A 19,116-nucleotide genomic window follows, 5' to 3' on the forward strand; every position below is an offset into this window, starting at 1 on the left:
TCTTTTTATCTTTACCGGATGCCACGACACCGTTTTCTCCTTGCGCTGCTGTATATATGCTTTTTCGGGGCCGCCGCCTCGGCCCAAGTGCGGGAAATAAGCGGCGTGGTGCGCGACGCCCAGACGCGGGAAGCCTTGCCCTTTGTGAGCGTCACGGCCAACGACGGCGAAACGGGCACCACCACGAACCTGGACGGCATATATAGGCTGCGCCACCACCGCCCCATCACCAGTTTGCGCTTCAGCTATGTAGGCTACGCGCCGCAGGTTATATCCCCTGATTCCGCTGGAACGATTACTATATACCTACAGCCCGCAGCGGCGCAGTTGCAGGAAGTGGTGGTGCGGGGCACCGGCGAGAACCCGGCGCACCGCATTATCCGGCTGGCGAACCAGAACCGCGACCGGCACCGCCCTGAAAACCTCCCGGCTTATACCTACCGCACCTACAACAAGTTCGTGCTGACCGCCACCGACGCCCGCGAACTGGACCTGAGTGACACGCTGCAGCTATCGCCCCAGGACTCGGCTTACCTGAAAATGCGTGACCTGCTCAGCAAACAGCATATGTTCCTGCTGGAGAGCGTGACCGATTATGCTTTTCTGCAGCCCAACCACACGAAAGAAACGATACTGGCCACCCGCGTGTCGGGGCTGCGGCAGCCGAGTTTTGGCATTGTGGCCGCCGAGGCCCGCGACTTTTCGGTGTATGACGACATGCCGCTATTCTTTGGCAAACGCTACCTCAGCCCCCTGAGCACGGGCAGCACCCGCAAGTATGACTTTGTGCTGCAGGAAACGAATGTGGTGGGTCAGGATACGGTCTTTATCATTTCTTTCAAACCAGAGCCAGGCACAAACTTCGACGGGCTGGAGGGCCTGCTCTATATAAACAGCGATGGCTGGGCCGTGCAGAACGTGCTGGCAAAGTCTGCCGCCGATGACGACAAGCGCGGGATCGAACTGCAGCAGCAGTACGGACAGGTGGGGCCGCAGGGGCAGTGGTTCCCCAGCGAGCTGGACGTGGAGATCACGGTGCCGCAGGTCGTGCTGAAAGGGCACCAGCCTTTTGCGCACCTCCGCACCTACATCACCAACATCAACCTGAACCCAAACCTCCGAAAATCGTATTTTGGCGTGGTAGCGCTGCAGCAGAAGGCCGACGCGCACCTGCAGCCCGACAGCTACTTTCAGCAGTTCCGCCCCGATTCGCTTACCGCCCTGGAGCAAAACACCTACCAGCGCCTCGACAGCATCGGGAAGGCGCAGAAACTGGACCGCACCATCCGCTTTATGGAATACCTGACGGCCAAGCAAATTCCCATCGGCCCCATCAGCCTCGACCTGAAACGCCTGCTGCGCCTCAGCGCTTTTGAGGGGCTGCGCCTGGGTTTGGGGGCGCATACGAATGCTTTGCTGTCGGAGCGGTTTAGTGTTGGCGGCTACTGGGGATATGGTTTCCGGGATGAGGCGGCAAAGTACGGGGCCGATGCCGCTGTGGTGCTGCATCAGCCGTCAGAACTTCAATTAAAGGCCGCGTTTTTTGAGGATGTGCTGGAGCCCGGCGGCACCCGGCTGCCCTTCCGGCAGCGCAGCCTGCTCGGCGACTTACGGCCTGCCGTACTTCCCGACCTGGATTACACCACCCACAAAAGCGTGGCGCTGGCGGGCAGGCCGCTGCGCTACGGACAGGCACAGGTGATGCTGCGGCAGCAACAGCGCCGCCCCACGCTGGGCTATATAGCTTCCGACACGGCAGGCGGTGGAGCTGGGCCTATATATAACCTGACGGAGGCCGTGGTGAGTTTGCGTTATGCCCACGGCGAGAAATTTATGCGGCAGTTCAACCAGTTGATGCCGATGGGCGGCGAATACCCTGTGCTGTGGCTGCAATATACCCGCGGCATCGACGGGTTGCTGGACGGTGCATATGGCTACAACAAATACGATGTGCGGGCAGAGGCGTCTTTCCGGCACCGCACCTTCGGCGAGAGCAGCTTTACCCTGGCCGGAGGCTTGGTAGACGGCAAAGCTCCCCTTGTGAGCCTCTACAACGGTTCCGGCAGCTTCAACCCTGATTATGAGGTATATACCGGAGATGGTTTTGAGACGATGCAGCCCTACGAGTTCTTCTCCGACTGCTATGCCGCACTCTTTTTCTCCCAAAACCTGGGCAAGCGCCTGCTGCGCACCCGCTTCTTCAAACCAGATATCGTGCTGGTCACCAACATCGGCTTCGGTGATTTAAAACAGCCGGTGCAGGAGGCATGGCCACAGGAACCCGCTTTCCAGACGATGGAAAAGGGTTTTTTTGAGTCAGGTTTGCTGCTGAACAACATCATCAGCTCTCCTTTCTCCGGTATTGGCGTCGGGGCTATATATAGATTTGGCCCCTATGCGCTGGATGATGTAAAGGATAACCTGAAAATAAAGCTGACGCTTTCGATTGCGCTTTAGCTCAATGAAGCGGTTTTCCGCTGCGGCTATATATGGCGCGGGTGTCTCCGCTCGTGCCTGCCACTCGGAAGAGTCTCCTTCCCACATCTTACTTCCTACGGTGATTGTTCTGGCAACTTGCCCACCAGAACCCCCTAATCAAGCCTGGGATTTTTCACCTACCAGGCTATTTTGGAAGCAACAGGAATGTGATAGCCCCGATTGTGAAGCCGCCCCAATCATTCCCGCTGCCTCCGGGCAAACACTAACCCCGCCGTTCTAATTGTAGTATAGGGAGTAAACACATCTATATATGAAAATCCTTACCGCCGCACAGACCCGCGAAGCCGACGCATATACCATTAAAGAAGAGGGTATTCCCTCCGTTGACCTGATGGAGCGTGCTGCAAAGGCATTTACAGGCTGGTTTGAGAACAAATTTCAGCCTTCGGAGGAGGTGTTCATCTTCTGCGGACCCGGCAACAACGGCGGCGACGGACTGGCGATAGCCCGGCTGCTGCACCAGCGGCACTACCAGGTGCAGGTATATATAGCCGGAGGCACTGACAAAACCTCTGCCGATTTCAGGACAAACCTGGAGCGGCTGCCCGGAGAGGTGAAGCGTCAGGAGATAAAAAAGGAGCAGGACTTTCCGGATCTCCCGCTTTGTGCCTGTGTGATCGATGCGCTGTTCGGTACCGGCCTTACGCGCCCTGTTACGGGGCTGTATGAGGAGGTGGTGGAACAGTTGAACAACAGCGGCGCCTGCCTCATTGCGGTGGATATACCCTCCGGCCTCTACACCGACAGCCAGTCGCCGGAGGCCAGCACCATCATCAAAGCCGACTACACCATCAGCTTCCAGCTGCCCAAACTCGCGTTCTTTTTGCCGCAGCACGAGGAGTTTGTGGGGGAATGGCACGTGGTACCGATCGGGCTCAGTGAGCGCTATATAGCCAGCGTGAAAACAGACCTCTGCTACACCACCCGGCAGGATGTGCAGCACCTGCTGAAGCACCGGAAAAAATTCTCGCACAAGGGACTATATGGGCATGCGCTGCTGCTGGGCGGGGGATATGGCAAGATGGGGGCGGCCGTGCTGGCGGCAAAAGCCTGCCTGCGGAGCGGCGTGGGCCTTTTAACCGTCCATGCACCGGCGGCAGGGTACACGGTGCTGCAAACAGCGGTACCGGAGGCCATGACACTGACTGACCCGAACCGCCGATACCTTTCGGAACTGCCCGAGGAGATAGAAAAATTCAATGTGATTGGCGTTGGTCCGGGTATCGGCACCGCGCCTCCCACGAAAACGGCCATCGGGCAATTGCTGGCAACCGCCACACACCCGCTGGTGATAGACGCCGACGCTATCAACATCATAGCCGGCAGTGAGCGGCTGAAAGCGCAGATTCCGAAGAACAAGGTCATCTTTACGCCGCACCCCAAGGAGTTTGAGCGGCTGGCAGGCAAAACCGCCAACGACTACGAGCGCCTGGAGCGCCTTCGGGAGTTCTGCCGGCAGCACCAGTGCTATATCGCCCTCAAAGGCAGCCACACCGCCATCGGCACCCCAAGCGGCAACATCTTCTTTAACACCACCGGCAACCCCGGCATGGCGACAGGCGGCACCGGCGATGTGCTGACGGGCATCATCACGGCCCTGGTGGCACAGCACTACAGCCTGGAGGAGGCCTGCCTGCTGGGCGTATATGTACATGGGCTGGCAGGGGATATGGCCCTGCGCACGGTGGGCGCCATCAGTATGACCGCAACCGACCTGATCGACCACCTGCCGAAGGCTTTTATGTGCCTGCAGCAGCCTATACCATAGCCAGGTACACCATGCCCGCGTGCAGCAGCATGGCTCCATCAACCAACAGGGCGTAATATATCCGTGGTTTGTTTTCAGAGGAAAGCGACACCACCACGGCAGCGGCGGCGGCACTGCTTAGCAGCGCCCACAGCACTACGCCCTGCTCGGTGCCCAGCAAAACCAGCATATATAAAAACAGCAGCCCCAGCGAGAGCAGCCTGGTGTTGCGCACGCCTATCCAACCGGGGATGGTGAGGGTGTTGGTGGTGCGGTCGTAGGTATAGTCCCGGATGTCGAAAAGCAGGGCTAGGGCCAGTATGAACAGGAAGCGGCGCAGGAAGAGCTGCAGCGCCTCCGGCTCCCACACCGCCATGCCCGCGTGCATCAGCGGGAAAAGCGCCGTCACCACCGCCCACACATAGGCAATCAAAAACACTTTCAGCAGCGGCACGCTCCGCAGCGGCCTCACCGTTTTCGCCTTATATACAATGGGCACGGTATACCCGATGGAAATAAGCGCGAGGTGCAGCATCAGCCAGATGTTCATCTGTAGCCCAAACCCTATATAAACCACCGCGGCAGCGGCAATACTGACGGTGCCCAGCACCGCCAGCAGCCTCTTGTTGCGCTGGCTGAAGACGGCGCTGTGCCTGTCGGAGGCTTGCCGTGGGTGGCGCAGCACACTCTGCACGCTGCTCAGGTTATAGGTGAACAGAGTAGCCAGGAAAGCGAACACCGCCATGGGCAGCGATACCGGCAGCCTGGCCAGCAGGTAGGTTTCCACCGTCAGGCTGAAGGCGCAGCACGAAATGAACACGCTGCTGTAGAGCAGCCAGCCGAGGACGCGCTCCACCGGCGTGTACGGTATTGCCCCTGCCGCGCGGTCGCTCATGCCCATGCTTCTGTTCTGCTCCATCTTACATGCAATTACGCAACAAATCCTTCTTCATTCAAATAGCGGCGCACCTGCCACAAAACAAAAAGCCCGGCACAGAGGTATCCGTGCCGGGCTTTACAGGAAAAATAACTTGTGTTACAGTGCCCGCTCTTTCTTCTGAGGCTCCCCAAAGGTCGTGTTGTACAGCTCGATGCTGTCCTGGATAATCTTGTAGGCGTGCTCACGGCCCAGAAACTGCTCCACGATCACTTCTTTTTGCTCCAGCTTCTTGTAATCCTCAAAGAAGCGGCGCATTTCCAGCAGGGTGTGTGGCGGCAGTTCCGATATATCGTTGATGTGGCGCACCGACATGTCGTTGTTGGCGACCGCGATGATCTTGTCGTCTTCCTCGTTGTTGTCGATCATCTGCATCACCCCGATCACCTTGGCGTCGATCAGGCACATGGGCTGCACGTCGATGGAGCAGATCACCAGGATGTCGAGCGGGTCTTTGTCGTCGCAGTACGTCTGCGGGATAAAGCCGTAGTTGGCCGGGTAGTGGATGGAGGAGAAAAGCACCCGGTCCAGCTTCAGCATGCCGCTTTCCTTGTCCAGCTCGTATTTTGCTTTAGACCCCTTGGGTATTTCGATGATGGCCGATAATACCGCTGGCGCCTCGTCCCCGTAGCTCACACTGTGCCATGGGTTGCTGTTGTCTGTATTGTTCATTAGTATGCTTTATTTTAGGTTACGCGCCCCATGCACATGCTGTGCCGGGGCGCACTGTCTTTTTACTCCATATACTCCTGCAGCGGCCGGCCCACGCTTCCGTTCGGCTCCTGTATATATAGCCAGGCGGCGATGGTGGGGGCAATGTCTGCAATCTCTGTCGGCACGGCACTTTCTCCGGGCTCCACGTTCCATCCGTACCATACCAGCGGCACGTGGGTATCGTAGTTGGAGTACGAGCCGTGGGTGGTGCCCTTGCTGCCTCCCTCAAACCAGCCCGGCTCCAGCAGGATGATAACGTCGCCGGAGCGCTGCGCATTATACCCGTTCTCTACACGGGCCATTAAACCTCCTGCGCCCCAGTTGGCGCCCTGCAGGGTGCTGGCGGCCACGGCGCGCATCACGCCCTCATGGCGCATCACCTGCACCGCCACGCGCTGCTGCACATCAACCAGGTTCAGCTTTTTATTGTCGATGAGGTCCCTGTTCAGGTATACCTGCTGGTTGGTGTAGCGCTCCACCCAGTCGCCGCTGCCATATAGCTTGTCGAGGTAGGCTTCCACAGAGTCGCGCACAATACCCGACGAAGCCACGCCCGCCGGAACGTTATTCTCTTTCAGGAATGCCGGTACATGGGCCGCACCGTGGTCTGCCGTCAGGAAGAACAGCACTTCGCCTTTGCCCACCTCCTGCTCTATCTCGTTTATCAGTTCGCCAATCTCCCGGTCCAGGCGCAGCAGCCCATCCTGTGCCTCCACAGAATTAGGCCCGAATTTGTGCCCGATGTAATCGATGGTGGAGAAACTGACGGCCAGGAAGTCGGTGAACTCTCCCTTGCCGAGGCTCTCTCCCCGCAGGGCAGCCAGGGCAAACTCCTTGGTGATGGTGTTGCCGCCAGGCACCGAGCGCAGCAGTTCGTAATCCTTTTGCCGGATGGCCGGGAGGTTGTGCGGGAACACGGGCTTCACCTCCCCTGGCAGCGTCTCCTCCCAGGGCACGTCGTCTGCGGTGCTCTCGGTATATGCTGCAATGGGCAGCAGCGTGTTCCAGGGCTCGCTCAGGTACTGGTCCGGCAGCTTTTTGCTGTTAAACTCCTGCACCCACTGGGGCAGGTCTGTGCGGTAATAGGTGCTGGTGATCCAGTTGCCCGTGGGCGAGTCGAACCAGTAGGCGGTATTGCCCAGGTGCCCCGCGGGCAGAATGGAACCGCGGTCTTTCAGCGCGACGCCGATTACCTTGGAGCCCATGTTCGTTGCCAGTCGCAGTTCGTCAGTGATAGTGGTAGTGAGCAGGTTGGCAGGAGACATTTTACCGGCATCGGAGGTGCTGCCCACGGTGTTCACGGTTTGGTCTTCCACGCAGTACACCATCTCGCTCCGCTCCCGGCTATACCAGTTGTTGCCGATAATGCCGTTGAGGGCGGGCACGCTGCCGGTATATACGGACGCATGGCCCGGCCCGGTATAGGTGGGCACGTAGCTGTACTGGTTGTTTTTGAAGTTGAAGCCCTGCTTCACCAGTTTGCGGAAGCCATCGTTTCCGTACTTGTCCCAGTACCGGTACAGGTAGTCGTAGCGCATCTGGTCTACCACTATGCCGACCACCAGCTTTGGCCTCGGCAGCAGCATATCGGTGTTCTCTGAATCGGCAAGCGCCTTGGTTTCAGTGGCAGTTGAAGTGGCGGAGCCCGCGCAGGCGCTCAGCACGAGCAGACAGGCTGCGGCCACTTTCGCGGCCAAACCGTGCTTTAAAATGCGTTTTTTCATATATGATACTGTATACCCGCCTACAAATATAACAGGTAATGCCGCTTTCTTGCCATCTTACGACGCTTTTGCGCGCTTTTCACGGATTGGTGCGACACGGCACAGACACCCCGAAAAAAAAGCAGCGCTCCTGCTGTTGCCGGGCGCTGCTGCAAAAAGGTCCTGTTTCTTTATTTCGCTGCCAGTGCCTCTGCACCACCCACAATCTCAAGGATTTCCTTGGTGATGGCTGCCTGACGCGTCCTGTTATACGTTAGCTTCAGCTCTTTTATAAGCTCGCCGGCGTTCTCCGTTGCTTTGTCCATGGCGGTCATACGGGCACCGTGCTCCGAAGCGTTCGACTCCAGCACAGCTTTGTATACCTGTATTTTCAGCGACTTCGGGATCAGCTCTTCAATTATCTGCTCTTTCGACGGCTCGAAGGTATAGTCCACCAGCATGGCCGCAGCATCAGCTGCTACAGCAGGTTTGTCTTCAATAGGCAGAAACTGCTCGTGCCGCACGATTTGAGTCGCTACGTTCTTGAACTCGTTATACACCAGGTCTACCTGGTCATACTCCTTTGCCACAAAACCATCCATGGCCCGCTCCGCCGCGCCGCGCACCGTGTCAAAAGACAAATTCGTAAAGACGCCGCTGTAGTCACCGATGACCGGCATGCCCCGCTTGTTGAAGGCGTCCAGGGCCTTTTTGCCGATGGTGAGCACCGTCACGTTGCCTGCGGCAGCCTGGCTGCTGTACTTGCTGCCGATCAGGGCCACGACGGCCTTCACGATGTTGGCATTGAACGCGCCCGCCAGGCCCCGGTCAGAAGTCACGGCGATGATCAGCACGCGGTTCACATCGCGCTTTTCGGCGTATATGTTCGTTACAGTGCCCTCTGTCTGCGACGACAGGTTTGCCAGAATGCCGCTCAGGCGCTGCGCGTAGGGGCGCATGCGCATGATATTGTCCTGGGCACGCCGCAACTTCGCAGCCGACACCATTTTCATGGCTTTGGTAATCTGCTGTGTCGAAGAAACTGAAACAATGCGGCTCCTGACTTCTTTTAAACTCGCCATATGGTTTTATTGTAGCATAAAGGCAGGAGCTAAAGGAATGCGCCTTTAACTCCTGCCTTTTATATAGGTCTATTTCTTGTAACTGGCTGCCACCTCGCGCGCCACCTGCTTCAGGGTTCCGGTAATCTGATCATCCAGCTTTCCGGCCCGCAGGGCACTCAGCACATCGGCGTGTTGCGCGCGCAGGTTACGCAGGAAGTCCTTCTCAAAAGCTCTCACCTCGTTTACCGGCACGCTGTCCAGCAAGCCGTTTGTGGCGCAGTAGATAATGGCCACCTGCTCTTCTACCGCTACCGGGGAAAGCTGCGACTGCTTCAGGATTTCCAGGTTGCGGCGGCCGCGCTCAATGGTCAGTTTGGTAGAGGCGTCCAGGTCTGAACCGAACTTGGCAAACGCCTCCAGTTCGCGGAACTGCGCCTGGTCCAGTTTCAGGGTACCGGCCACCTTTTTCATGGACTTGATCTGAGCCGAACCACCCACACGCGATACCGAGATACCTACGTTAATGGCAGGACGGATACCGGCGTTGAACAGGTTGGTCTCCAGGAAGATCTGCCCGTCGGTAATCGAGATCACGTTGGTGGGGATATAGGCAGACACGTCTCCGGCCTGCGTCTCGATGATCGGGAGAGCCGTTAAGGAACCACCGCCTTTCACCAGGTGCCGGATGGAGTCCGGAAGGTCGTTCATGTTCTGTGCGATCTCGTCCGAGTTGTTGATCTTGGCTGCACGCTCCAGCAGGCGGGAGTGCAGGTAAAACACGTCGCCTGGGTAGGCTTCGCGTCCAGGCGGGCGGCGCAGCAGCAGCGACACCTCACGGTAGGCCACTGCCTGCTTCGACAGGTCGTCATATACCACCAGGGCCGGACGGCCGGTGTCGCGGAAGAACTCGCCGATGGCGGCACCGGTAAATGGTGCGAAGAACTGCATTGGTGCAGGGTCGGCCGCCGTGGCCGCCACTACTACCGTGTAGGCCATCGCACCGCCTTCTTCCAGCGATTTCACAATCTGCGCTACCGTGGACGCTTTCTGGCCAATGGCCACATAGATACAGAACACAGGCTCGCCTCTGTCGAAGTACTCGCGCTGGTTCAGGATGGTGTCAATCGCCACGGTTGATTTACCTGTCTGGCGGTCCCCGATGATAAGCTCGCGCTGGCCGCGGCCAATCGGAATCATCGAGTCAATTGCTTTGATGCCCGTCTGCATCGGCTCGTTTACCGGCTGGCGGTATATAACGCCCGGGGCCTTGCGTTCCAGCGGCATCTCATATAGCTCGCCCGAAATTGGGCCCTTGCCGTCAATCGGCTGGCCGAGCGTATTTACCACGCGGCCTATGATGCCTTCGCCTACCTGAATAGAGGCGATACGGTTTGTTCTCTTTACAGTGGCACCTTCTTTTATTTCGCTGTAGTCGCCGAGCAACACGGCTCCCACGTTGTCTTCCTCCAGGTTAAGCACAAGGGCCTGAAGTCCGTTCTCAAATTCTAAAAGCTCCCCGGACTGTGCCTTAGAAAGGCCGTAGATGCGGGCGACACCGTCTCCGACCTGCAGCACTGTTCCTACTTCTTCCAGTTCCGCCTCGGTGCGGAAGTTGGACAGCTGTTCTCTTAATATGGCTGATACTTCATCAGGTCTTACTTCTGCCATGATTATAGTTTATTAATATAGGAGTTGTCTTTAAAATCATTTCTCAGTTTGCGCAGGCTGTTCCGCACAGAGCTGTCTATTTGTTGGTCGCCCACGCGCAGCACGAAACCACCGATGAGCGCGGGGTCTACCGACTCTTTCAGTTGGATGGATTTGCCGGTTTCAGCGGTTAATCGCTTTATCAGGGATTCCCGTTGCGTCGGCGCAAGCGGGTAAGCGCTTGTCACGGTTGCTATCTGGATGCCCTTTACCTCGTTGTACTGCTTCTCAAACTCAGCGGTCATGGGCAGCAGTACCGCCTCCCGGTTTTTCTGGGCCACGAGGTTAAAGAACAGCAGGGTCATGGGCTGCACCTTGCCCGTAAAGATGCTGTTGATTACCTTCAGCTTCTTGTCTGACTTAATGACCGGGTTTGTGAGCAGCAACTCGAAGCCCCTGTTCTGCGCAACGACGGAGGAGAACAGCAGCATATCCTGGTGCACCTGCTCCAGGACCCCTTTCTCGCCCGCCAGCTCAATCAGCGACTTCGCGTACCTGGAAGCAACTCTTATATCTGACATAATTTCTTATATAGGAAGCATGCCTCTCGCTCAGGAAAGGCACCATCAGCTTATGTTTTAGTAAAGTGTTACTTCGCGCACATAGTCCTGTGCCAGCGCCTGCTGTGCCTGCGGGTCGCTCAGTTCTCTGCGGAGGATGCGTTCCGCTATCTCGATGGAGAGTGCTGCAGCCTGGTTTTTCACCTCTGCGATGGCGGCGCGCTTCTCAGTCTCGATCGCTTCGCGGGCCATGGCAATCATGCGGGCACCTTCTTCGTTCGCTTTTTCCTTTGCCCGCTCCACCAGGTTGTTGCCAGCCTCTGTCGCGTCTCTGAGTATCTTGTCGCGCTCCAGGCGCGCCTGTGCCAGCAGTTTCTCGTTCTCAGCCTTCAGGCCCTGCATCTCCAGCTTTGCCTTCTCCGCTGCGCTCAGGGCGCCCTCAATGGATGCCTCGCGCTCGTGCAGCGCCTTCATGATCGGCTTCCAGGCAAACTTTGTCAGCAGGAACAAAACGATCAAGAACGTGACTGCCTGCCAGAAAATCAGACCTATACCAGGGGTTACTAATTCCATTATGCTATAATTTGAAAATCGCTATATGAGGATGGCTCCGTTTGCCGCCAGGCGCTACGTCTGCCTTTTTAACTATCACTATAGGTTAGATCTCATCGTCCGGACCATTCGTCCGGACGAGAGACCTGCAAAAACTATTGCTAGCCTTTGAAAGAGATCAGCAGGCAAACCACCACACCGAACAGCGCAACGCCTTCGATAAGGGCAGCAGCGATAATCATGGCAGTCTGGATTTTGCCACCAGCCTCAGGCTGACGAGCGATAGATTCCATGGCGGAGCCACCGATTCTACCAATACCCAAACCAGCGCCAAGGGCCACTAGACCGGCACCGATACCGGCACCCATGATCGCGAAACCTGCGCCTTCTGACAGAGCTTGAAGCAGAATTGCTAATAGCATAATTATAGTTATATATAGTTAAAAAAAAGAAATTCAGATTTAATGGCCTCCGTCCCCGTAGCCCATGTCCTCCACATGGTCGTGTTCTTCCACGGCCCCGCCAAAATACATGGCAGAAAGCAGCGTGAAGATATAGGCCTGCAGCAGGCCCACGAACAGCTCCAGGAAGTTCATGAAGATGGCAAAGGCAATGCTCAGCGGGGCCACCGCAAGGCTCTCAAAGATAAAGATAAGGCTGAACAGCGAAAGGATAACAATGTGGCCCGCGGTGATGTTGGCAAAAAGCCGGACCATCAGTGAGAAGGGCTTGGTGATAATGCCGATAAGCTCCACCGGAATCATGATAGGGGCCAGCCATACCGGAACACCCGGCGTGGAGAAGATATGCGACCAGTACCCCTTGTTGCCGCTAAACACGGTGATGAGCAGTGTCATGACGGCCAGCACCATCGTGACAGCGATGTTGCCGGTCAGGTTGGCTCCCCCGGGCGTAAGCCCCAGCAGGTTATTGAACCAGATAAAGAAAAAGATGGTGAGCAGAAACGGCATGTAGCGCTCGTATTTGGGGCCGATGTTCGCTTTGGCGATGTCGTCGCGGATAAAAATGATGATGGGCTCAAAGAACGACTGAATGCCGCTCGGCGCCCGGCCCTCGTTCTTTTTGTAACGGGCCGCAATCACGAAGAAGATAATGAGCATCAGCGCCACGCTCAACAGCATGGAGGCCACGTTCTTGGTTAGCGAAAGGTCGTACAGGCCACTGTATCCCTCCACCGGCTCCCCTGCCGCATCGGCTTTGTATATATGGCCGTGGTCCAGCACATATCCGTTGTAGGGCACTTCTCCGCCATGCTCATCAAAGAAGTTGCTGGAGGAAAAGACCTGCAGTTGTCCGTTGTCCCACAGGATGACCGGCAGGTACAGCTCCAGGCCGTGTGCAAACTCCCACTTGTGCGCATCCGCAATGTGGTGCATGATCATGTCTCCAGGGCTGAACTCACCACCTTCTTCGGCCGGGGCCTCAGCCGCAAAGGCCGGAAGGGTAAAAAAGCACAGCAGCAAAACAATTAACTTCTTCATCAATAGAGATTTAGCAACAGAGTCCATAAAGCGGTGCCTTACACTTGGTTCTGCTTTTTCAAATTGGGCCGCAAGTTAGCCAATAAGCTGTAAATTTCAAATCCGGTAAAGAGAAAATATAATGCGAAGAAGTTCAGCACGAACTGCAGCTCGTTTTCGGAGAACAGGTACACATATATAAACACGACGCCGATGCTCAGCATCATCCGGAAGCCCATAGACCCGAAGTAGTAAAGTTGGAAGTTATCCTGGTCGTAACTGATGCCGAGCCGGGTGATATAGAAGGTGCCCGCTGTGACCAGCACAAAGAACGCCAGGATGTACCACACGTACGCATGCACCAGCGCATCGGCCGTAAAATACGACAGGGCGCCGATGCCAAGGCCCACAACTCCTGAGAACACCGACAAGTTTCGAAGAAAATTCACGTAAGCTATTTTTTATTGAGTGATAGAATAACCAGCACCATGGAGGCCACCACGGCCAGCACCAGCAGCACGATGGTAAACCACGGGTTCTCCGTCTGGAAATAAGCGTCCAGTTTCCCTCCTGCAAAGGCAGCCAGCACCATCGCCCCAATCATCTGGAAGGCGAGGCCGGAGTACTTCAGGTAGGGCTTCACGCTGTCCTCGCGCGAGGGCTTTGGTTTCTGGTCTGGCGTTTGGTCCATGTGTTACAGCCTTTTACAAAGGTAAGCATTTTAAAGTCATCTCTGCCGCGCGGTCACAAAAGCGGCATTGCGAAATTGCGGCTCCGCCTGAAACCATTTAGAATTTTGTATAGTTCAATAGCAGGCTGCAAAACAGCCGCTTGCCCAACTATTGGCAGAATGTTGTATTTTTGCAGGAGGTGCCTGGCATATAGGGGCAGGCTCAGGTTTCCGGCGTGCTCATGAGCCGCCGCCACACTCATACTGAAAGCTTGCGCCGCTACGTTTACACCTTATATATATAGTGCCTCAACATCCTGCACACGCTACTACCTTGAACAGAAGAACGCTGCACTTACTCTTTATTCTGGCAGGTCTGCTGCTGGCGGCATGCTCGGCTGAGCGCAACAACCCGCTCAGCAAGGCCTACCACAATACCACCGCGCGCTACAACGGTTTTTTCCTGGCAAGGGAGAAAATGCGCCTGATGGAGGAAGCCCTGCAGGAGCAAACGCAGTACGACTACAATCAGGTGCTGCCCATCTACCCCGCCATCGACACCACCACGGCCAAGGCCTTCGAGGCCGACCTGGAGGACATCAAGAAAAAAGCCTCGCACCCCATCCAGTACCACAAAAACAGCAAGTGGATTGACAACAGCTATATCCAGATAGGAAAAGCCAACTTTTACCAGCTGAACTTCGCGGAGGCGGTGCGCACCTTCAAATATGTGAGCGCCATCAGCAAAGACGAAGATGACCGCCACGAGGCGCTGGTGTGGCTGATGCGCAGCTTCATGCAGCTCGGGGAGATGGAGAATGCGCAGCAGGTGTCGGAGTATCTTCGTAAGGAGCGCCTGAACAAGGAAAATGCCCGGGAGTTGTACCTGGCACGCGCGCATTACTACCGCCAGCAGGCCGACACCGCTCAGGTGATGGAGAACCTGGCTCTCTCGCTCCCCAACTTCGACGACAAGGACCATGAGTCGCGGGTACGTTTTATGCTGGCGCAGCTCTACCAGCTCAAAAACCAGAAGAAAGAGGCTTACGAACAATACAGCAAAATACTGCGCCGCAACCCGCCCTACGACCTGGGCTTCTTCAGCCGCCTGAACCTGGGGCAGGTGTCGGAGTTGTCGGATGAGCAGGACAGGGAGCGCATCGCGGGCTACTACGAAAAGCTGCTGAAGGACGAGAAGAACCTGGAGTACCGCGACCGGATTTATTACGAGATGGCGCAGTTCGAGCTCCGACAGCAGAATTACGACAAGGCCCTGGAACTGCTGCAGCAGTCGCTGAAGACGCCGGGGAGCCTGGCCAACCAGAAAGGCTACAGCTATGTGGCGGCGGGCGAGATATACTTCGACAACCTGCAGAAATATGACCTGGCCGCCGCCTACTACGACAGCGCCGTGCAGGTGTACCCACAGCGGGCACCGGAGTATGAGACGGTGGTGGAGCAACGTGATATACTGTCTGACTTCGCGAAACAGTACGGCACCATACAAACACAGGACAGCCTGCAGCGCCTGGCCCGCATGAGTGAGCAAGAGCGGCTGGCGTTTGTGCAGGCGCTGGTGCAGCGCGAGGAAGAGGCGCGGCAGCAGGAACTTGCCCGCCAGCAGGAGCAGCAGCAGCTTGCCCAGGCGCAGCCATCGCGCAACAACAGGCGCAGCCAGAACGGCGATGCCTTCGGAACGGCTACCGAACCCGGCGGCGTCTGGTATTTCGACAACCAGGCTGCCATGGCCTCGGCCCGCGCGGAGTTCGTGCGCCGGTGGGGCGACAGGCCGCTGCAGGATTTCTGGCGCTACCGCAGCCGCGGCGAAACCGGGGAACAGCCCGCCGCCGCTATAGCCCAAGCCCCTGCCCAGGATACGGCACAGGCCCAAATCCCGCCGGAGGAAATGGCCGCCGCCCAGGTGCAGACGTACCTGCAGAACATCCCGTTGACAACAGCCGACATGCAGCGCTCCGAAAAACAGGTGGAGGAGGCGCTGTTCCGGCTGGCAAAGATATATGCCCAGAACCTGAACGACACGGCACAGGCCGAGCAAACCTACTTAAAGCTGCTGCAGCGTTTCCCGAAGTCGGAGCATACGGCGGAGGTATACTACAGCCTGTACCTGCTATATGGCAAAGCAGGCAATGTGGCGCAACAGCAGGTGTATTACAACAAGGTGAAGCAGGAGTTCCCGAACACTTCGTACGCCCGCCTGCTCGACGATTCTGAGTTCCTGACGAAGAACGCGGCAGATAACCTGAAGGCCAGGGCGCTGTATGATTCCGCCTTCAGCTTTTACGATGCGCAGGAGTATGCGCAGGCCACCGCGCTTCTCAACCAGGTCACCAGCCAGTACCCGCTCAACGACATCAAAGACAAAGTCTCGTTTTTAGAGGTGATGGTGACGGCGCGCACCCAGAAGCCGGAGGTGTTGCGCCAGCAGTTGGAGCGGTTCCGGAAAAACTACCCCGGCAGCCCGCTACAGCCGCAGGCAGACCAATTGCTGGCTATATATAGCGAGCTGGAGCAGAAGAACCTGCTGCGCAGCGACGCCCCGGCAGCGCCTGCCCCCAAAGAGCCCAAAAGCGAGGTTGCCCTCACGCCTGAGCAAAAAGTTAGCACGGAACTTGCTTCCATTACCGCGTCGGCAGCAAAGGCTACACCCCAGTTGCCTCCTGCAGCCGCGCCGACACCAAAGCCACAGCAGCAGGCTGAGGCGCAACCACAGGCGGCAACACCACCACCAGACAGTGCGGCTACCGCTGCCCCTGCGCAACCTGCAGCCGCCACGACCGCTGACTCAGCAGGCGTGGCGATCGTAACGGCAACGCCTGCGGCAGACCCGCTGGCTTACGAGGCAGCAGCCGATTCTGCTTATTACTTTGTGCTGGTGTACCCTGCGGCCGAGTCTGCTTTCAAAGATGTGCTGAAGAAGTATGAGCAATATAACAGTACCTATTACAGGAACGAGAAACTGAGCATAGACTCTGTTGCGATGGCAGAGGGCAAAACGATGCTGCTGGTAAAGGCCTTCAGCGACCCGGAACTGGCCTTGTCTTACAACGTGAAACAAAAAGGCCCACAGGCCCCTGTTGGCAGGATAAGAGGCGTAGATTTCACTACCTTTGTCATCTCATCCGCCAACTACCGGAAGTTCCTGCAGAAAAAAGATTTGGAGGCCTACCTGGCCTTCTTTAAAAATAATTATTAAGCACATGGCTACGCGTCAAAAGACACCCGCACCCTCCACCTCCAGTAAAGTTTACTCCGGCATCGTCTCTACGCTCTGGCTGTTCTTTGTTGGTGGGCTCGCAGCCTTCATCCTGTATCTGTATGCCGTCAGCATCAATTTCCTGAACCTGTTCGGGGAGTTGCCCAACACGCGCGCGCTGGAAAACCCGAAGAGTGAAATCGCCTCCATCCTGTATTCCGCCGATAACGTAGAGTTGGGAAGCTACTTCCGCGAGAACCGCACGCCGGTGCAGTACGAGGACCTGCCCGACAATCTGGTGAATGCCCTGATAGCGACAGAGGATATCCGCTTTGAGGAGCACTCGGGCATAGACCCCGAGGCGATGGCGCGCGTGGCCGCCTCGCTTGCGATAGGCCAGTCAAAGGGCGGCGGCAGCACCCTGACACAGCAGGTGGCAAAAAACCTTTTCAGGACGCGCGGGGACGAACTGAACGGCGGCCTGCTGAACAACGTGCCGGGCCTGCGCACCCTCATCCACAAGACCAAAGAGTGGCTGATGGCCGTGAAGCTGGAGCAATCCTACACCAAGCGCGAGATTCTGGTGATGTACCTCAATATCTTCGAGTTTGGCAGCAACGCCTTCGGCATTGAGTCGGCCGCCAAGACCTTCTTCAACAAAAAGCCCAAAGACCTGGAGGTGCAGGAGTCGGCGGTGCTGGTGGGCCTGTTCAAGAACCCGACTTATTACAGCCCCAGGTTCAATCCCGAAAACTCCAAGCAACGCCGCAACGTGGTGCTGTCGCAGATGGTGAAATACGGTTTTCTGGAGCGGGCAACGTACGACACGCTGAAAACACAGGACATCGAGCTGGACTACAACGTGGAGAACCAAAATGTTGGCCTGGCGCCTTACTTCCGGACCGAGGCCAGCAAGTTCCTGCGCCAGTGGGGCCGCGAGAACGGCTATGACCTGTATGGCGACGGCCTGCGGATATATACCACCATCGACTCGCGGATGCAGAAATACGCGGAGCAGGCGCTGGCCGAGCATATGAAAGACCGCCAGAAAGCCTTCTTCGCGCACTGGGAGGGCCGCAACCCGTGGGTGGACGAGTCGAACCAGGAGATAAAGGGCTTCGCACAGCGGGCCATCCGGCGCACCTCCCGCTACCGCGACCTGCAGGAGCAGTTCGGAGACAACGAGGACTCTATCAACTACTACCTCAACAAGAAGGTGCCCATGACCATCTTTACGTGGGATGGTGAAAAAGAGGTGATGATGAGCCCCATGGACTCGCTGAAGCACTACAAGCACTTCCTGCAGGCGGGTTTTATGGCCATGGAGCCACAGACTGGCCATATAAAAGCCTGGGTGGGCGGCATCAACTACAAGCACTTCAAGTACGACCATGTGAAGCAGGGCGCCCGGCAGCCGGGCTCCACTTTCAAGCCGTTCCTGTATACCACCGCCATCGAAAACGGCTATTACCCCTGCTACGAGGTGATTGACGCGCAGGTGTGCGTGCCCCTGCCGGACGGCACCATGTGGTGCCCCAACAATGCCGACAACAAGTACAGCGGTGAGATATTCACCCTGCGCAAGGCCCTTGCCGAGTCTGTGAACTCCATATCTGCTTTCCTGGTAAACAAACTGGGCCCCGAGAAGCTGGTGCAGACGGCCAAGAAAATGGGTATCACCACCCCGCTCGACCCCACCCCGTCGCTGGCCCTCGGCACCAGCGATGTGAGCCTCTACGACATGGTAGGTGCCTACGGCACTTTCGTGAACGGTGGCACCTGGACAGAGCCTACGTACATTACCCGCATCGAAGACAAGCACGGCAATGTTATATATGAGCACCTGCCCAAAACCGTGGAGGCCCTGAGCGAGGAGACGGCCTATATGATGGTACACATGCTGAAAGCAGCCGCAGAGCCGGGAGGCACGGCCTATTATGGCCTGCGTTACCGCAACGGCCTGAAAAACGAGATAGGGGCCAAAACGGGCACCACCCAGAACTATTCCGATGCCTGGTTTATGGGTATCACCCCGGATCTGGTCGCCGGCACCTGGGTGGGCGGCGAAGACCGTTCCATTCACTTCCGGACTATGAAGGAGGGGCAGGGCGGCAGACTGGCCATGCCTATATATGGCGCGTTTATGCAGAAGGTGTACAGCGACGAGGCGCTGGATGTGTCGAAAGAACCGTTCCCTAAACCTTCCACGCCGCTATCAGTAGAATTAGACTGTGAGAAGTACAACCAGTTCATTCAGCCTGACTCCGCCGACCAGCACGAGTTCCTGGACCTGCCAACGGAGATTGACCTGGACGCTGAGATATAACC

The 19,116-nt window shown here is 57.0% G+C and carries 15 protein-coding genes; 4 read left to right on the plus strand and 11 right to left on the minus strand.

Features of this window, described 5'->3' with window-relative positions; translation table 11 throughout:
* Positions 1-18: 18 nt before the first annotated feature.
* Together GSQ62_RS10020 and GSQ62_RS10025 are read left to right on the plus strand one after the other, a co-directional pair.
* Entirely contained in the window at positions 19-2,457 is a 2,439-nt protein-coding gene (locus tag GSQ62_RS10020) for a DUF5686 and carboxypeptidase-like regulatory domain-containing protein (protein WP_161889368.1), read from the plus strand.
* A gap of 292 nt (positions 2,458-2,749) precedes the next feature.
* Positions 2,750-4,267, plus strand: a complete 1,518-nt coding sequence (locus GSQ62_RS10025) for an NAD(P)H-hydrate dehydratase (protein ID WP_161889369.1) — start codon at positions 2,750-2,752, stop codon at positions 4,265-4,267.
* Here GSQ62_RS10025 and GSQ62_RS10030 read toward each other — a convergent pair.
* The 11 genes from GSQ62_RS10030 to GSQ62_RS10080 all read right to left on the minus strand — a co-directional run bounded on the left by GSQ62_RS10030 (position 4,257) and on the right by GSQ62_RS10080 (position 13,595).
* Positions 4,257-5,165, minus strand: coding sequence for a UbiA prenyltransferase family protein (locus tag GSQ62_RS10030; protein ID WP_161889370.1), 909 nt, complete (start codon positions 5,163-5,165; stop codon positions 4,257-4,259). The genes GSQ62_RS10025 and GSQ62_RS10030 overlap by 11 nt on opposite strands.
* A 117-nt stretch (positions 5,166-5,282) precedes the next feature.
* The gene (locus GSQ62_RS10035) at positions 5,283-5,855 is read right to left on the minus strand and encodes an inorganic diphosphatase (RefSeq protein WP_161889371.1); all 573 of its coding nucleotides are present in this window, start codon (positions 5,853-5,855) and stop codon (positions 5,283-5,285) included.
* Between the two features lie 62 nt (positions 5,856-5,917).
* Entirely contained in the window at positions 5,918-7,621 is a 1,704-nt protein-coding gene (pafA, locus tag GSQ62_RS10040) for an alkaline phosphatase PafA (protein ID WP_237586581.1), read from the minus strand.
* Positions 7,622-7,791: 170 nt separating this feature from the next.
* Positions 7,792-8,682, minus strand: a complete 891-nt coding sequence (gene atpG, locus GSQ62_RS10045) for an ATP synthase F1 subunit gamma (RefSeq protein WP_161889372.1) — start codon at positions 8,680-8,682, stop codon at positions 7,792-7,794.
* Positions 8,683-8,751: 69 nt separating this feature from the next.
* Positions 8,752-10,332 (minus strand): F0F1 ATP synthase subunit alpha, encoded by a 1,581-nt coding sequence (atpA, locus tag GSQ62_RS10050; protein ID WP_161889373.1) that lies wholly within the window; start codon positions 10,330-10,332, stop codon positions 8,752-8,754.
* A gap of 2 nt (positions 10,333-10,334) precedes the next feature.
* Complete coding sequence (gene atpH, locus GSQ62_RS10055) at positions 10,335-10,892, minus strand: ATP synthase F1 subunit delta (RefSeq protein WP_161889374.1); 558 nt, start codon at positions 10,890-10,892, stop codon at positions 10,335-10,337.
* Between the two features lie 57 nt (positions 10,893-10,949).
* A complete protein-coding gene (locus GSQ62_RS10060) occupies positions 10,950-11,444 on the minus strand; it encodes a F0F1 ATP synthase subunit B (RefSeq protein WP_161889375.1) in 495 nt (164 codons plus the stop codon).
* Between the two features lie 140 nt (positions 11,445-11,584).
* Positions 11,585-11,845, minus strand: a complete 261-nt coding sequence (gene atpE, locus GSQ62_RS10065; RefSeq protein ID WP_114782027.1) for an ATP synthase F0 subunit C — start codon at positions 11,843-11,845, stop codon at positions 11,585-11,587.
* Between the two features lie 39 nt (positions 11,846-11,884).
* A complete protein-coding gene (gene atpB, locus GSQ62_RS10070; protein WP_161889376.1) occupies positions 11,885-12,925 on the minus strand; it encodes a F0F1 ATP synthase subunit A in 1,041 nt (346 codons plus the stop codon).
* A 38-nt stretch (positions 12,926-12,963) separates the two neighbouring features.
* On the minus strand, positions 12,964-13,353 hold the full coding sequence (locus tag GSQ62_RS10075) for a hypothetical protein (RefSeq protein WP_161889377.1): 390 nt from the start codon (positions 13,351-13,353) through the stop codon (positions 12,964-12,966).
* Between the two features lie 5 nt (positions 13,354-13,358).
* Complete coding sequence (locus GSQ62_RS10080; protein ID WP_161889378.1) at positions 13,359-13,595, minus strand: AtpZ/AtpI family protein; 237 nt, start codon at positions 13,593-13,595, stop codon at positions 13,359-13,361.
* Between the two features lie 313 nt (positions 13,596-13,908).
* Here GSQ62_RS10080 and porW point away from each other — a divergent pair, with 313 nt between their 5' ends.
* Positions 13,909-16,788: a type IX secretion system periplasmic lipoprotein PorW/SprE gene (porW, locus tag GSQ62_RS10085; protein ID WP_161889379.1), complete on the plus strand. Its 2,880-nt coding sequence runs from the start codon at positions 13,909-13,911 to the stop codon at positions 16,786-16,788.
* 4 nt (positions 16,789-16,792) lie between these two features.
* Positions 16,793-19,114, plus strand: coding sequence for a penicillin-binding protein 1A (locus GSQ62_RS10090; RefSeq protein ID WP_161889380.1), 2,322 nt, complete (start codon positions 16,793-16,795; stop codon positions 19,112-19,114).
* Positions 19,115-19,116 lie beyond the last annotated feature (2 nt).

Origin of the sequence: Pontibacter russatus, assembly GCF_009931655.1 — a bacterium.
Lineage (GTDB): Bacteria > Bacteroidota > Bacteroidia > Cytophagales > Hymenobacteraceae > Pontibacter > Pontibacter russatus.

Excerpts from the sequence above, each read along its gene's own strand:
- GSQ62_RS10020 (WP_161889368.1), top strand. The coding sequence starts at position 19 with ATGCCACGACACCGTTTTCTCCTTGCGCTGCTGTATATATGCTTTTTC.
- GSQ62_RS10025 (WP_161889369.1), top strand. The coding sequence starts at position 2,750 with ATGAAAATCCTTACCGCCGCACAGACCCGCGAAGCCGACGCATATACC.
- GSQ62_RS10030 (WP_161889370.1), bottom strand. The coding sequence starts at position 5,165 with ATGGAGCAGAACAGAAGCATGGGCATGAGCGACCGCGCGGCAGGGGCA.
- GSQ62_RS10035 (WP_161889371.1), bottom strand. The coding sequence starts at position 5,855 with ATGAACAATACAGACAACAGCAACCCATGGCACAGTGTGAGCTACGGG.
- pafA (WP_237586581.1), bottom strand. The coding sequence starts at position 7,621 with ATGAAAAAACGCATTTTAAAGCACGGTTTGGCCGCGAAAGTGGCCGCA.
- atpG (WP_161889372.1), bottom strand. The coding sequence starts at position 8,682 with ATGGCGAGTTTAAAAGAAGTCAGGAGCCGCATTGTTTCAGTTTCTTCG.
- atpA (WP_161889373.1), bottom strand. The coding sequence starts at position 10,332 with ATGGCAGAAGTAAGACCTGATGAAGTATCAGCCATATTAAGAGAACAG.
- atpH (WP_161889374.1), bottom strand. The coding sequence starts at position 10,892 with ATGTCAGATATAAGAGTTGCTTCCAGGTACGCGAAGTCGCTGATTGAG.
- GSQ62_RS10060 (WP_161889375.1), bottom strand. The coding sequence starts at position 11,444 with ATGGAATTAGTAACCCCTGGTATAGGTCTGATTTTCTGGCAGGCAGTC.
- atpE (WP_114782027.1), bottom strand. The coding sequence starts at position 11,845 with ATGCTATTAGCAATTCTGCTTCAAGCTCTGTCAGAAGGCGCAGGTTTC.
- atpB (WP_161889376.1), bottom strand. The coding sequence starts at position 12,925 with ATGAAGAAGTTAATTGTTTTGCTGCTGTGCTTTTTTACCCTTCCGGCC.
- GSQ62_RS10080 (WP_161889378.1), bottom strand. The coding sequence starts at position 13,595 with ATGGACCAAACGCCAGACCAGAAACCAAAGCCCTCGCGCGAGGACAGC.
- GSQ62_RS10090 (WP_161889380.1), top strand. The coding sequence starts at position 16,793 with ATGGCTACGCGTCAAAAGACACCCGCACCCTCCACCTCCAGTAAAGTT.